This window comes from Oceanicaulis sp. (assembly GCF_965249665.1).
In the GTDB taxonomy this organism is placed as follows: domain Bacteria; phylum Pseudomonadota; class Alphaproteobacteria; order Caulobacterales; family Maricaulaceae; genus Oceanicaulis.
Window position 1 is genome coordinate 565289 of record NZ_OZ252247.1, and the last position, 14669, is coordinate 579957.

Annotated in this window: 10 protein-coding genes; 3 read left to right on the top strand and 7 right to left on the bottom strand. The window is 62.3% G+C overall.

Going from position 1 to position 14669, the window contains the following annotated elements; all coding sequences use genetic code 11:
- Positions 1–108 precede the first annotated feature (108 nt).
- Together ACP154_RS02770 and ACP154_RS02775 are read left to right on the top strand one after the other, a co-directional pair.
- Complete coding sequence (locus ACP154_RS02770; RefSeq protein ID WP_421857097.1) at positions 109–2424, top strand: penicillin acylase family protein; 2316 nt, start codon at positions 109–111, stop codon at positions 2422–2424.
- An 8-nt stretch (positions 2425–2432) separates the two neighbouring features.
- Complete coding sequence (locus tag ACP154_RS02775) at positions 2433–3191, top strand: SDR family NAD(P)-dependent oxidoreductase (protein ID WP_421857095.1); 759 nt, start codon at positions 2433–2435, stop codon at positions 3189–3191.
- 127 nt (positions 3192–3318) lie between these two features.
- Here the strand turns inward: ACP154_RS02775 and ACP154_RS02780 are convergent, their stop codons facing one another.
- Positions 3319–5103, bottom strand: coding sequence for an N-acyl-D-amino-acid deacylase family protein (locus ACP154_RS02780; protein WP_421857093.1), 1785 nt, complete (start codon positions 5101–5103; stop codon positions 3319–3321).
- Positions 5104–5129: 26 nt separating this feature from the next.
- Positions 5130–6065, bottom strand: coding sequence for a bile acid:sodium symporter family protein (locus ACP154_RS02785; RefSeq protein WP_421857091.1), 936 nt, complete (start codon positions 6063–6065; stop codon positions 5130–5132).
- Between the two features lie 192 nt (positions 6066–6257).
- Here ACP154_RS02785 and ACP154_RS02790 point away from each other — a divergent pair, with 192 nt between their 5' ends.
- Positions 6258–7979, top strand: coding sequence for a M28 family metallopeptidase (locus tag ACP154_RS02790; RefSeq protein WP_421857089.1), 1722 nt, complete (start codon positions 6258–6260; stop codon positions 7977–7979).
- 67 nt (positions 7980–8046) lie between these two features.
- On the opposite strand, the gene ACP154_RS02795 is transcribed toward ACP154_RS02790, so the two are convergent.
- The 5 genes from ACP154_RS02795 to ACP154_RS02815 form a co-directional block, all read right to left on the bottom strand.
- Complete coding sequence (locus ACP154_RS02795) at positions 8047–9705, bottom strand: AbgT family transporter (protein ID WP_421857087.1); 1659 nt, start codon at positions 9703–9705, stop codon at positions 8047–8049.
- 102 nt (positions 9706–9807) lie between these two features.
- The gene (locus ACP154_RS02800) at positions 9808–11118 is read right to left on the bottom strand and encodes a pilus assembly protein TadG-related protein (protein WP_421857085.1); all 1311 of its coding nucleotides are present in this window, start codon (positions 11116–11118) and stop codon (positions 9808–9810) included.
- Positions 11119–11226: 108 nt separating this feature from the next.
- On the bottom strand, positions 11227–12495 hold the full coding sequence (locus tag ACP154_RS02805) for a pilus assembly protein TadG-related protein (RefSeq protein WP_421857083.1): 1269 nt from the start codon (positions 12493–12495) through the stop codon (positions 11227–11229).
- Positions 12496–12611: 116 nt separating this feature from the next.
- Positions 12612–13796 (bottom strand): LL-diaminopimelate aminotransferase, encoded by a 1185-nt coding sequence (locus ACP154_RS02810; protein WP_421857081.1) that lies wholly within the window; start codon positions 13794–13796, stop codon positions 12612–12614.
- Between the two features lie 127 nt (positions 13797–13923).
- Entirely contained in the window at positions 13924–14664 is a 741-nt protein-coding gene (locus ACP154_RS02815) for a M48 family metallopeptidase (RefSeq protein ID WP_421857079.1), read from the bottom strand.
- Positions 14665–14669 lie beyond the last annotated feature (5 nt).

A 14669-nucleotide genomic window follows, 5' to 3' on the forward strand; every position in this document is an offset into this window, starting at 1 on the left:
TCATGACTGTACCCCACACAACTTAATGAAGAGTATGGCGCTGTGAGTACAGTGCACCGCATTTAAAGCATCACGACATATCCGACTTTGGCCATGGGGAGGCCCTACATGAACACCTGGATCATTCGCATACTCCTGGCGGCCTTGGCGCTGGCCCTTATCTGTGTGCTGGGCGTCAGCGCCTGGATGGTGGAGCGGTTCCACGCGTCCAAGCCGCGCCAGTCCGGCGACGTCACCGTATCGGTTCTGGATCGCCCCGCCCATGTGGTGCGCGACGCGAACGGCATCGCCCATATCTTTGCAGACAGCGATGCCGATGTCATGACGGCGCTCGGCTATGTGCACGCCAGCGAACGCTTTTTCCAAATGGATATGGCGCGGCGCTATATGCGCGGAGAGCTCTCGGCCTTGTTCGGCGAGGAGTATTTGCGCGCGGACGCCCAGACCCGGACCTATGGGTTTCGCCGTCTAACCGAGGAGATCGTCGACAACACATCCGAAGACACTCGCGCGATGCTGCAAGCCTATATCGACGGCGTGAACGCGCGCTTGAGCGAAGGCGCCGTCGCGCCTGAATATGCTGTCCTGCGCACCGCGCCTGAGGCGTGGAGCCTCGAAGACAGCGCCGCGATTGTGGTGCTGCTGGCCCATGACCTCGCCGCCGGGGCGGGGGCTGACATGGATCGCGCTCTGCTCGATGACATTCTCTCCGCCGAGCAGCTGGCTCAATTCACAATGAGCTTTCCCGACTGGGCGCCCACCATGCTGAAGGCCGAGGATATGCGCGCTCGGTTCGGCGATGTGCAGACCCTGCCCTTGAGCGCGCCTGTTCAGCCCAGCGCGCAATCAGACAACCAGCCCGGCTCAAACGCGTGGGTGGTGTCGGGCGAGCGCTCCGAAACCGGACGTCCGCTGCTGGCCAACGACCCCCATCTGGGCCTGAGCACGCCGGCGATCTGGTATTATGTGCGCCTCAATCTCTCCTATGGCCCCGTCATCGGCGGCACAGTGCCCGGCTCACCCTTCGTCATTCTGGGCCGGAACGCCCACGCCGCCTGGGGCTTCACCAATACCGGGTTTGACGTCATCGACATTCTCGAGCGCGATCGCGACGCTGAAGAGACCACCACGCGCACCGAAACCATTATGATCAAGGGCCGCTCCGAGCCCTATGAACTGACGATCGAGGAAACCGGCGACGGCCCGGTGCTGGACCCGGAATGGTTTGATCTGCGCGGCTTTGACGAGGACGCCATTGTGGTGCGCCGCTCCACCGTGACCGCGCCGGGCAACCGCGTAGCGGACGCCACCCTCGCGATCATGCAAGCGCAGACCTTTGATGACTTTGTCGAGGCGGGCCGCGGCTGGACCGCCCCCATGCAGAACATGCATTTCGCCAGCGTGGACGGCACCATCGGTTACACAACAGCCGGGCTGTTGCCGATCCGCGATGAGGCTGGTGACTGGACGGGCTTTATTCCGTTTGACGAGCTGCCGCGCGTGCGCAATCCCGAAGGCGGGGTCATCGCGTCGGGCAATAATCTGGTGGCGGGGCCAGACTATCCCTACCCGCTTCCGGGCTCATACGCGACCTATCGTGCGCCACGGATCGAGCGGGAACTTGCGGCTCGTGAGCGTCATACGCTGGAGAGCTTCGCCGCCCTGCAAATGGATGTGACCAGCGAGCAGGCGCTGCGTCTGTTGCCCGTGCTGCTGGGCTCCGAACCTGAAAGCCAGCTGGGGGCGGAAGCCCTGGCGCGGCTTGAAGCCTGGGATGGCGCGCTGGATATGGATGCGCCAGAAGCCCTGATCTATTCAGCCTGGCTGCGCGTGCTCTCCGGCGCGATCTGGAATGATGAGCTTGATACGCTCGCCTCGGCTTTCAACCAGCCTCGCCGCGCCTTCCTCGAAGACGTGCTGGCGGGCGAAGCGTCCGCCTGGTGCGATGATGTGCGTACGGACGCGGTGGAGAGCTGCTCGATCACCGCCGGGCTGGCGCTCGACGCCGCCATGGCGGAGACCGCAGATGCTTTCGGGCGGGATATGGATCGCTGGCGCTGGGGCGACATGCATGTGGCCGATTTCGATCACCCGTTTGATTCCCTGCCGCTGATCGGCCCCATGTTCGCCAACCGCGTGTCAGTCCCTGGCGACGGCGCGACGATCAATGTGGCGCATTTCAGCTATGCGTCCGGGACTTACGACGTGTTCCACGCCGCGTCCCTGAGGGCGATCTATGATTTGTCTGACCTCAATAACTCGCTCTACATGTTCGCGCCCGGCCAGTCCGGTCACCCGCTCTCGCCCCATCACGGCGACCTCGCGCCCCGCTGGGCGGCGGGCGAGTATTTCGAAATCCGCGATGACTGGACGGTTGATACCGCGCCCGAAGGCAGCCATGTGCTGACCCTGACGCCGCAATAGGACCTGTCATGATCCGTCTTGAGAACCAGACCTTTTTCGTCACCGGCGCCTCACGCGGCGCCGGCGCCGGCATCGCTCGCCAGATCGCAGAAGCTGGCGGCCAGGTGATCCTGGGCTATGCCCGCAACACCGACGCCGCCAAAGCCATGGCGAGCGAGCTGGGCGATCAGGCGATGGGGCTCGTGCAGGCGGACTTCTCAGACCCGGCCGCCGCCGAGCCCGCCTGGACCCAAGCGAAAACCCTCGCAGACGGCCCGATCCACGGCCTGGTGCTCAATCACGGCGTCTTTGAAGCCTCCAACATCCATGACCCCGCCGATATCTGGCAGCAGAACTGGGCGCGGACGCTTCAGATCAATCTACAAAGCTGCGCTGATCTGGCGCGCTGCGCGGCCCAGGATTGGGTGGACGGGCCGCAACCCGGCTCGATGGTGGCGATCAGCTCTCGCGCCGCGCACCGCGGTGATGACGCCGACCACCCCGCCTACGCGGCCTCGAAAGCAGGGCTTATTGCAATGATCAAGACGCTGGCCCGCGCCTATTCGGGCCGAGGCCTTTTGGCCTACGCCATCGCGCCGGGCTGGATCGACACCGAAATGGCCCCGCAAGACCCTGACGACCGCAAGGCGGCGCTCTCAGAAGTGCCCTATGGCGACATGGCGAGCCCGGACGAGCTGGGGCGCCTGACCGCCTTCCTGCTGTCCGGCGCCTGCAAAAGCGCCACCGGCGCCACGTTTGACGTCAATGGCGCGAGTTATGTGCGGTAGGGGCTGAGCGAACAAACGTTTTGAAGTCCCGGGCTAGCTTAGCGAGACCCGGGACCTCTCTCCGCTTAGAGCGCCTGATCCTGAGGGAGGCCCCGGCTCTGCGCTGCGCTCGGCCGGGGTTTCAGCCCTACTCCGCCGCCATCGCCTCTTGCCGACCGGCGCGCAGAAGGCGGCCCGGACGGGCGTCGGTCACCTGATCATCGCGCACCACAACCTCACCTGAGACAATTGTCGCGCGATAGCCTTCGGCGTCTTGCAAGAGGCGCTGACCGCCCGCGGGCAGGTCTTTGACGAGGCGCGGCGGATGCAGGCGGAGCTTCTGATAGTCGATGACATTGAGATCGGCCTTCATCCCCGGCTTGATCCGGCCCCGATCCTTGAGATCAAGGTAATCGGCGATATCGCCGGTCAGCATCTGCACGGCGCGTTCGGGCGCAATCCGGGGTCCGCGTGTGCGGTCGCGGGTCCAATAGCTCAAGAGATAACTGGGGAAGCTGGCGTCACAGACCGTGCCCACATGGGCGCCGCCGTCTGACAGGCCCGGAATGGCGAGCGGGTGCTGCATCATGGTCAGCACATTGTCATAGCTCAGCTCGGTATAGTTATAGATCGGCAGATAGATCAGCTCACGTCCGTCACGGGCGATCACTGTGTCAAAGAGCTCCTCCCATACCGAGACGCCGCGCGCTTCGGCCTTGGCGCCGATGGCGTTTTCGGGCGGCTGCTCGTAATCGGGATTTTCAGACAAGGTGAAGAGCTTGCCCGCCACCATCTCCATGTTTTCGATCAGAAGATCGGCGATGGGCGGGATCGAGCTGCCGGGACCGGCGAGCTTGTCTGACTTCTGGCTGAGGATCTTCTTGCGGAAATCGTCCGTCTTCATCACCGCCACGCGCTCATCCAGCGGCAGGTCAGCGATCTCCTTATAGGCCGGGAAGCCCATGAAGGGGTGGAAGGTGCATTGCAGCCCCAGGAAGACGCCAATGGCGCGCGGGGCGACCTGGGCGCGCACGGTGAAGCCTTCCTCATCCAGCTTTTCCAGACCCGATAGAATCTTGCGCCATTGATCCGGCGCGAAGTCGCGCTGCATCAGGGACATGGAGAAGGGACGACCGCCGGCGGCGCGGACATAGTCCTCGACCACTTTCCATTCTTCATCGAAGCGCGACTGGTCGCGTTCAAGATCAAAATCGGACACCGCCTGGATGACGCCATGGTTGCGGCCCTTGAAGGCGCTGGCGATGCCGGTGAGCTCCTTGGTGGTGGCCTCAGAGGCCGGGGTCCACTCCCCGTCCGCGGTGCGGTGCAGGTCAGAGCGCCCGGTGGCGAAGCCGATGGCGCCAGCGTCCAGCGCTTCAGAGACGAGGTCGCGCATTTTGGCGATCTCCTCGTCATTGGCCTGCTGGTCAAAGCTGGCGCGCTGATCCATGACATATACCCTGAGCGGGTCATGGCCGACCATGGCCGCCACATCGAGGGTGCGCGGGGTTTTCTCAAGCGCGTCGAGATAATCGGGAAAGCTCTCCCAATCCCAGCTCAGCCCTTCGGCGAGCGCGGTGCCGGGAATGTCCTCCACCCCTTCCATCAGCTTGATCAGCCGCTCATGGTCGGATTTGCGCACGGGGGCGAACCCCACCCCGCAGTTGCCCATGATCGCGGTGGTCACGCCATGCTTGATCGAAGGCTCCATGCGGTCATCCCAAGTGGCCTGACCGTCATAATGGGTGTGCACGTCAATAAAGCCCGGCGTGATGATGCAGCCCTTGGCGTCAATCACCTCATCGGCGTCGCCCGGCGCTTCGCCCACCGCCACAATACGGCCCGCCTTGATCCCGACATCGCCGATATAGGGCGAGCCGCCCTCGCCTTCGTGGATCATGCCGCCGGTGATTTTCAGATCATAAGTCGCCATGGAAGCCTCCCGAATAAAACGTTGTGTCAAGGCGCCGTTCGGGCGCTCTTTTGCAGGCGGACCCAGTCGAGCCCGCGATAGAAGCCGACAAGCAGGCCGCCGCTGAACAGATGCCAGACCGCCCAGAGCGCGGTGATGGCCGCCGCCCCGCCCACGCCTTCGAACTGGCCCAGCAAGATCACAAGACCGAGCCCGGTGTTCTGGATGCCCACTTCAAAGGTCACCGAGCGCCGTCCGGCCGTCTCAAAGCCCAGAGCCCGCCCCGAGGCGGCCCCAAAGGCTAACGCGACGGCGTTATGGATCATGGCGATGATCAACACGCTGCCTGCGGTGGCGGTAAAGAGCGCCCAGTTCGATCCCACCCCGCCAATGATCAGAACCGCCAGCCCCAGAAGGCCCGCCATCAGGAAGATCGGGCGCAAACGCCGCGCGGTCTTTGGAAAATGATGCGCAATCACCATGCCCGAAATCAGAGGCAGGGCGAGCAACAGCGTCGTCTGCACCACAAAGGGCACGGGCGAGACGTCGATCGTGTCCACCAGCGCATCCGCCGGGCCGTATAGCGATGTCCAGAAGACGATCGAGACCGGGGTCAGCAGTGCCGCCGCCAGGCTGGATGTGGCGGTCAGCGAGACCGATAGCGCAGTGTCGCCCTTGGCCAGATGCGTGAGGAAATTGGAGACATTGCCGCCAGGGCAACACGCCACCACAATCATGCCCAGCGCGATGGACGGCGGCGGAGCGAGCACCAAGATCAGGCCCAGGGTCACCAGCGGCAAGCCGATGATCTGGGCGGCCGCGGCGCCAATAAAGCGAACCGGTCGGGCCTTGAGAAGCGCGAAGTCCTTCACATGGACGTCCAGCGCCACCCCGAACATTATAGCCACCAGGATGACCGGCATAATCAGCTGCGCGCCGGGCGCAAGTTCAATCTGGACCGCATCGAGCGCAGCAAGATCCATAGCGCGCTGTCTCCTCCCTTGTGATCGGGCTGGCGCCCGGTCCGCCCTCGCCTCTCAATCGGGCAAGTGAACGGCGTTCACTTAATCCTCGCATCCTTTGACGCGTCCTGTCGAGACCTCCTCGTACCGGGCTTGCATGCGCATGGGATCAATGCACGATGCACTGCAGAAAATTTCTTGTGGGGAGTCAAAATGTTACGTTATTTAGTAACGTCCAGCTTGGTCGCAATGGCGCTCACCGCCTGCAGCCAGCCCGCCAATACGCCAGCCACGGATGAGCCATCAGAATCCGCGTCTTCAGACGCCCAAACCAGCAACGCCTATCCCGCGCACCAGCCCAGTGATGCGGCCATCACCGAAGCGGATTTCGCCTATCGAATTGCGGCCTTGGCCGATGACCGGTTCGAAGGCCGCGGCCCGGCGTCCGAACATGGCGAGCAGGCGGCGAGCTGGATCGCCGAGGAAATGGATACCGTCGGCCTCGAGCCTGCGGGGACAGACGGCTGGTTCCAACCGGTGCCCTTGATTGAATCCACCCTCGATGAAAGCGCATCGAGCTTTGACATCAGCGTGGATGGCGAGGCGATGGGCCTTCAGACCAATGTGGATGTGGTGTTCTGGTCTCAGAACCCTGAAGAACAAGTCAGCCTGGACGCGTCCGAACTGGTGTTCGTGGGCTATGGCGTGGTCGCGCCCGAATATGGCTGGAACGATTATGATGGCGTGGACGTCACCGGCAAGACGGTGGTGATCTTGATCAATGATCCGGGCTTCGCCGATCCTGATGCCGGCTGGTTCAACGGCTCAGCCATGACCTATTACGGCCGCTGGACCTATAAATACGAAGAAGCCGCCCGTCAGGGCGCGGAAGGTGCGATCATTGTCCACCAGACCGCCCCGGCCTCCTACCCTTGGGGCACCGTCCAATCAAGCTGGAGCGGACCGCAATTCACCCTCGCCTCCTCCGCCGGTCAGGAGCGCGCCGACGTTCAGGCCTGGATCACCGAGGACAAGGCCGTCGAGCTGTTTGATGCGCTTGATCTCGATTTCGTGGAGCTGAGCCAAGCCGCTGTCAGCCCTGAGTTCACGCCGGTGGATATGGGTCGGGCGACAATGAGTGCGTCGCTGACCAATTCACTGCGCAGCCTGACCTCCAACAATGTCGCCGGTCAGGTCACGGGGTCAGAGCGCCCGGACGAATACGTGCTGTTCATGGCCCATTGGGACCATATCGGCGTGCGCCTGAACTTCTCGGGCGACGATCAGATCTATAATGGCGCCGTCGATAACGCCACTGGAATCACAGCCATACTGGAACTGGCGGAAGCTTACGCTAAAGCCGAGATTCCGCCGGAACGGTCATTGATCTTCGTCGCGGTGACAGCCGAAGAATCTGGCCTTCTGGGATCAGAATACTACGCCCAGAACCCGCTCGTGCCGCTGGACCAGACCGTGGGCGGCTTCAACTTTGACGGCATCCTGCCCATCGGTCGTACGGAAGACATTGTCGTGATCGGCTATGGCGCATCAGAGCTGGAAGACCTGCTGCGCATGGAAGCGGAAGCGGACGGCATGTATCTCAGCCCCGATCCGAACCCGGAAGCGGGCTATTTCTACCGCTCAGACCATGTCACGCTCGCCCGTCGCGGCGTGCCGATGCTGTATGCCGATTCCGGGTCTGTCGCTGAAGACGGCGGCCGGGAGTATGGCGCTCAAATCGAGACCGCCTATCGTCTGCAGGCCTATCACAAGCCCGCCGACGAGTTTGATCCGAACTGGGATATGGGCGGCTTCGTGCAGGCCACTGAACTGATGTACCGCGTCTCGCGTCGCCTCGCTGATTCCGAGGACTGGCCGAACTGGTATGAGGACAACGAATTCCGCGTCCTTCGCGATGCGATGATGGATGAATAGGCGTTCTCACCACCTTTGTGAAAAAGCCGGGCGACAACCGCCCGGCTTTTTTGTGTCCGCCAGCGTCTTATTGCGCCGGATAGAATGTCGGTGAACCCGGACCGACAGGCAGATCAAACACAAAGGCCCAGGCGAAAAAGAAGCCGGACCAGGTCAGCATGAAGAAAATTGAATAGGGCAGCATCATCGCGATCAGCGTACCCACGCCCAGATTTTTATCATAGCGCGTGGCCCAGGCGAGGATGAGGCCGAAATAGCTCATCATGGGCGTGATGATGTTGGTGGTGCTGTCCCCGATCCGGTAGGCGGCCTGGATCACCTCCGGCGAATATCCGATCAGCATCAGCATGGGCACAAAAATCGGCGCCGTCACCGCCCATTGCGCCGAAGCCGAGCCCAGCGACAGATTGATCACCGCGCACATCAGAATGAAGAAGAAGAACAGAGCCGGGCCGGTCATGCCGGTTTCCTGCAGGAAATTCGCGCCGGTCACAGCCGTGATGGCGCCCAGATTGGTCCAGCCGAAAAACGCCACGAACTGGGCCGCAAAGAACACCAGCACGATGTAGAGCCCCAGAGACGCCAACGCGGCGGCCATGGCGTCAATGATGTCGCGATCCGTCTTCATGGTCCCCGCGACACGGCCATAGGCGTAGCCCACAGCGATGAAGAAGATCAGGATCCAGACCACAAAGCCGGAAAAGAACGGCGACCGCATGACGCTGCCGGTGTCAGGATCGCGCAAAACGCCCCATCCGGGCAGAACCTCTGGTACCGAAGCGCCGGAGAGCAGCGGCAGCCAGGCTGGAAAGCGCACATCGGGCAGCAGTGTGTAGGCCATGACCGCCAGAACCGCCAGGAAAGCGAGCCCCGCCGCAGCAAGTCCTTTCTTCTCCGGCTCGGCCAGGTTCTCCATCATGGACTTGTTCAGGATTGTCGGATCGGCGCGCTCAGGGTCATAGGCGCCGAGCTTGGGCTCGACGACGAAGATGGACACCAGCGACCCCACAATGGTGATCAGGAAAGTGGACGCGATCATGAAGAACCAGTTCGCCGTCGCGTTCACCGTATACTCGGGGTCGACCAGCTGGGCGGCTTCTTCGGTGATCCCCGCCAGCAGCGGGTCGACCGTCCCGATCAAGAGGTTCGCGCTATAGCCGCCGGACACCCCGGCGAAGGCCGCCGCCATGCCCGCTAGCGGATGTCGCCCCAGTGCATAAAAAATCGCGCCAGCCAGCGGGATCAGGACCACATAGCCCACTTCGGACGCCGTGTTGGACACAATGCCGGCGAACACCACGGCCACCGTCACCACATGGCGCGGCGCCCCCAGCACCATGGCGCGCACGGCGGCGGACAAAAGCCCCGACTTTTCCGCGACGCCAACGCCCAGCATCGCCACCAGCACGACGCCCAGCGGAGCGAAGCTGGTGAAGTTCTCGGTCAGGTTCGTGAAAATACGCCGGACGCCATCACCATTCATCAGGCTGACCGCCCGGATCATGCCGTCTTCCGCCACGCCTCTGGACCCGGCAGGGCGCGGATCTTCAACTGCGACGCCCATCCAGCCGAAAACGCCTGAGAGCAGGACGATGCCCGCCGCAAGCAAAGCAAACAGCGTCACAGGGTGCGGCAGCAGATTGCCCAGCCATTCCACGCCATCGAGAAAGCGCGTGAACGCATTGCGCTTGGGCGCTTCAACGGTTTGAGACTGCGGATCCGCCATCTGAGACTCCATTGTGAATTTCGGACACAATGAAGTCTGAGACGCCATGTTTTTCAACCGTAAGGAAACAAGGGGTATTCACGCCCCGCCTTGTTTTGCCCTTTAACGGGTCAGTCGCAGACGGTTGATGTCAGCGGCAATGGAGGAAAACGCCTCGGCGATATCGAGATTTTCCACCTGATAATAGTTCTGGGGCTTGTTGGCGCAGTTGCGCATCAGATCGCGATTGGTGTTGCCGCTGAGCTGGAAGGCGATGGTGTAGATTTGCACCCCATTGTCTTCAGCAACGTCGCACGCCTCCGCCATGTTCTCACGCGCCTGGCGCGCCGAATAGATCTCATAATTGCGCGTACCCGTCCGGCGTCGACCACGCCAGTCTGTGTAAGTGTATTCTTCGGTTCGGTATTGCGCTGTGGCCTGACCGTCAGTCATCACCACCAGGATCTTGATCGTGTCGCGGTCGTCATAAGACGCCGGGCGATCAGAGAAGCTCCCGCCGAGCTGCCCGCGCCAGGCCGGATCCAGCGCCCGCACACCCCACATGGTCGCCACATCCAGACCGGTATTGCCGCTGGCGCGCAAAGACTGGATCAGCCCTTGCAGGCGGCTCTGGTTTTGCGACAGGAACTCGGATTCCATGTTGGAGCGCGGACAAAAGGACGAGTGATTGTTATTGCGTTGCAGGGCGCCATTGTATTCGATGAAATTCATGTCCCGATAGGGAAGGGTCATATCCACCGGATAGTCCGTACCCATATCGACACACCCCGACCGGCGGCGCGCATTGTTGTTGCCGTCGATCAGATCGTCATTGACTTCGCTGGGCGTGCGCACGCCTCCATTATACGGGATGACGGAAATACTGGTGCGTTCAGCCGCGTCCGCCGCCAGGACGATTTCCACAAACTCGTCGGCGGCGTCGATCAACGCGTTGATCTTGCTGCCGCCCATGGAGCCCGACACGTCCAGCACCAGCGATATCTCCACATCGCGCACCTGTTCGATGGCTTCTGAGAAGTGTTCCAAAGTGAGCGAATTGATGCCCACAAGGCCCAGAATGGTGGTGGGCATGGCGACGCTTGCTGTGGCGGTCACCACGCGCGAATTGAGCGAGATGTCCGCGTTCACATCCAGCTGAAGGCTGGCCAGCAATTGCGGGTGATCTTCCAGCGCCGCCTCCACATAGGCGCGCACCACATCAGTCGGAGCGCGATCCTGGGTCAGGGACGCCGCCGCCAGCGTGCCGGAATCCAAAGCGCTTTGCAGTTCAGAGCTGACCGTGGCGCTGCGCGAATAATCGAGCGCGCCGCCCACCGCTGTCACCAGCACGCCCGAACACAACGCCATGATGATCGCCACATTGCCGCGGCGGTCTGAAGACCAGCGAGAAAGAAAACCCAGGAGCGCTTGCATCTGAACGCCTTCGCCAAAACCGTTCCAAGCCGGAACATGCGATGGAGCAGCCTGCAACAAACAGACCAAAATCAAGTTAAAACAATAGTTTATGAAAAGTTAACAGCGCTATCGCGCCAGCCGCAGGCTGTTGAGGTCCGCAGCGATCGCGTTGAAGGCGGAAGAGATGTCGAGACTCTCTACCTGGTAATAGTTCTCGGTCTTGCTCGCGCATTCACGCATCAGGGTCCGGTTGGTGGCGCCTGAAACCTGAAAGGCGATGGTGTAGATGTGCACGCCCGCGGCTTCTGCGTCATCACACGCCGCCGCCATATTGGAGCGCGCCGTGGCGGCGCTGTAGAGCTCGTACGTGTACCAATCGCCGCGCCAGTTTTGCGCCCGGCGATACTGGGCGGTGGCGGCGCCGTCCGTCATCACCACCAGCACTTTCATGGTGGATGGATCATCATAGGCCGCCGGACGATCGGTGAAGTCCCCGCCCAGACGCCCCCGCCAGACCGGGTCGAGCGCCCGCGCGCCCCAGGCTGTCGCCAGATCAAGGCCGGTGTTCCCGCCCGCGCTGAGCCCTTCAATCAGATCCAGCAAGACCGAACGGGTCTGCTCTAAAAACACCGTGGCTTCAGACTCTTCCGGGCAAAAGGACGACGAACGCGAGCCGCGCTGATCGCGGTCTTGCCAGTCCAGCCAGTCGTATTCGTCAGACGCCAGCTCCATCTCGACCGGATCCGAGACCCCCAGCTCGATACAGCCGCTATCATTGGGCGTGCCTGACAAGAGATCATTGGTGACCGTCGCCGGCAATCGCACCCCGCCATTATACGGGATGACGGACAAGCTGGTCAGACCGTCCAGATCAGGGTCCATCATCAACAGGACGAACTCTTCAGCGGCGTCACGCAAAGCGGAAATCTTGGATCCGCCCATAGAGCCCGAAATATCGAGCACCAGCGAAATCTCCAGATTGCGCACCCGTTCATTGGCTTCAGACGTGCGGTTGAGCGTCAGCGCGTCATAGCCGATCAGCCCCAGCATCAAGGTCGGCACGCTGATCACGGCGTCCGCCCTCACCTCGCGTGAATTGATCGCCGTATCCGAGCTGACCTGAACATTCAGCCGCTCCAGCACGCCGTTATGTTCTGACAAAGCGGCGGTGATGTAATTGCGTACGACCGTTTCGGGGTCTTCACCCTGGGTCAGCGACGCCGCCGCCAGGGTGCCGGCGTCCATGGCCGACTGGATTTCAGAGCCGATGGTGAAGGTGCGCGAATAATCCAGCGCTCCGCCGACGCTGACCACCATCGGCGCCAGCAGCATGGCGAACATCATCGCCACATTGCCCCGGGTCTCATTAAGGAAGTTCGCCAGAAGCGACCGCATGTCCAGATCCCACTTCGCGCGCTCGCGCAAAACAGCTCCAGAATCCGTCGCCCCCTGTTAAGACATTGAAAAGAAACAGGGTGAACGCGCCATTTACCCTGTTTCAAATCAAGGCGTTAGCCCTTGGCGAAAAAGCCTTTGAGCGCCCGCGCCGCTTGACGGATGCGCTGTTCGTTTTCCACCACGGCCAGACGCACATGGGTGTCGCCGCGCTCGCCAAAGCCCAAGCCCGGTGCGACGGCCACATCGGTTTCTTCCAAGAGCTTCTTGGCGAACTCCACCGAGCCCAGATGGGCGAAGGGTTCGGGGATCGGCGCCCAGGCGAACATGGTCGCGGGCGGGCTCGGGATATCAAAGCCCGCGCGGCCAAAGCTCTCCACCAGCACGTCGCGGCGCTTCTTGTAGGTCTCCCGCGCCTCGGCCACATGGTCCTGCGGGCCATCGAGTGCGGCGACCGCCGCGATCTGGATCGGCGTGAAGGCCCCGTAATCGAGATAGGATTTCACCCGCTTGAGCGCGTCCACCAGACGCGAGGAGCCCGCCGCAAAGCCCATGCGCCAGCCCGGCATGGAATAGGTCTTGGACATGGAGGTGAACTCCACCGCCACGTCCCGGGCGCCCTCGACCTCGAGGATGGAGGGTGGCGGATTGCCGTCAAAATAGATCTCCGAATACGCCAGGTCGGAGATGAGAACGAGATCGTTCTCCTTGGCGATGCGCACCGCCTCTTTGTAGAAATCGAGATCGACAACCTGGGCGGTCGGGTTGGACGGGAAGTTCAGCACCAAAGCCGAAGGCGCGGGGATCGAGCGGCGACAGGCATGGACCGCCTCGCGCAGGAAATCCTCGGGGTCCTTGAATCCCACCGGTCGCACGGCGGCGCCGGCAATCAGAAAGCCGAACATGTGGATCGGATAGGAGGGGTCCGGCACCAGGATCACATCGCCGGGCGCGGTAATGGCCTGAGCGAGGTTCGCCAGCCCTTCTTTTGAGCCTAGCGTGACGCAGACCTCGGTATCGGGGTTCAGGCCCACATTGAAACGCCGGTCATAATAGCGCGCCAATGCCTTGCGAAGCGACGGCACGCCCTGGCTGGCGGAATATCGGTGCGCACGCGGATCGGCGGCGACTTCGGCGAGCTTGGCGATGATGTGCGTGGCGGGGGCGAGGTCGGGATTGCCCATGCCAAAATCAATGACGTCGCGGCCTTCTGCGCGATAGGCCTGCTTCATCCGGTTCACTTCAGCGAAGACATAAGGCGGCAAGCGCCGCTCGCGGTAAAATTCTTCGTCGTGGGACATCGTTCAAATCGCCCTGCTTTCATGTTGCAGCAGCGTACTCCGCACGCCCCCGAGGGCGTCAATGGGGCGAAGCTGTGTCGGACTGAAGAATTGCACGGACAAATAGGCGTGAAACGCGATTTCGCGACTAGAACGCCCCGCCCGCAGGTCGCGTCTCGCGCAAGGCGCGCTGGCGTCGCCGCTGATCGGGCATCAGCTCATTGAGCAAGGCATGAAAGCGCGGCGAGTGATCCATCACTTTCAGGTGGCAGGCCTCATGCGCGCAGACATAATCGATCAGCGCTTCGGGATAAGCGATCAGGCGGGCATTCATGCGGATCGAGCCGTCGGATGAGCATGAGCCCCAGCGCGCCTTCTGTTCCCGAACGCTGACCTTCGGACGCTTGGCGCCCAGCGCCTGCGCATAGGCTTCGAGCTTGGGCGTCATCAGGGCAAGGGCCTCGCTCTTGCGCCAGCGCCTGAGCGCGGCCAGCACCGCTTTGCGGCTATCTGACGGATCAAGATGCCGGTCCACATGCACGATGACTTCGGCCTCGGTCCGCGTGACCTTGGTGCGGGCCTTGTCATGGGTTAGCACCGACAGGCGCAACTCCGCGCCCAGCCAGCCGATCACTTCGCCGTCCACGCCTTTCAGCGCCGGCGGCGTGCGCGCTTGCCGTCGCTCCAGCCGGTCGATCACCCAGGACGCTTTCTCACGCACCACGGCGTCCGCCTCACGCGCGCTCACGCGCGATGGCAGGGTGACGGTCAGGCCGTCTTCGCTGACTTTGAGGCCGATCGTCTTGCGCCGGGCCGAGCGCTTGAGCGTGTACATCAGCGCCCGGTCGGCCAGCTCGATCTGGCGCATCTGATCGTCAAATCCAGCCATTGCGG

Coding starts and splice junctions, on each gene's coding strand:
- ACP154_RS02770 (WP_421857097.1), top strand. CDS start 109: ATGAACACCTGGATCATTCGCATACTCCTGGCGGCCTTGGCGCTGGCC.
- ACP154_RS02775 (WP_421857095.1), top strand. CDS start 2,433: ATGATCCGTCTTGAGAACCAGACCTTTTTCGTCACCGGCGCCTCACGC.
- ACP154_RS02780 (WP_421857093.1), bottom strand. CDS start 5,103: ATGGCGACTTATGATCTGAAAATCACCGGCGGCATGATCCACGAAGGC.
- ACP154_RS02785 (WP_421857091.1), bottom strand. CDS start 6,065: ATGGATCTTGCTGCGCTCGATGCGGTCCAGATTGAACTTGCGCCCGGC.
- ACP154_RS02790 (WP_421857089.1), top strand. CDS start 6,258: ATGTTACGTTATTTAGTAACGTCCAGCTTGGTCGCAATGGCGCTCACC.
- ACP154_RS02795 (WP_421857087.1), bottom strand. CDS start 9,705: ATGGCGGATCCGCAGTCTCAAACCGTTGAAGCGCCCAAGCGCAATGCG.
- ACP154_RS02800 (WP_421857085.1), bottom strand. CDS start 11,118: ATGCAAGCGCTCCTGGGTTTTCTTTCTCGCTGGTCTTCAGACCGCCGC.
- ACP154_RS02805 (WP_421857083.1), bottom strand. CDS start 12,495: ATGCGGTCGCTTCTGGCGAACTTCCTTAATGAGACCCGGGGCAATGTG.
- ACP154_RS02810 (WP_421857081.1), bottom strand. CDS start 13,796: ATGTCCCACGACGAAGAATTTTACCGCGAGCGGCGCTTGCCGCCTTAT.
- ACP154_RS02815 (WP_421857079.1), bottom strand. CDS start 14,664: ATGGCTGGATTTGACGATCAGATGCGCCAGATCGAGCTGGCCGACCGG.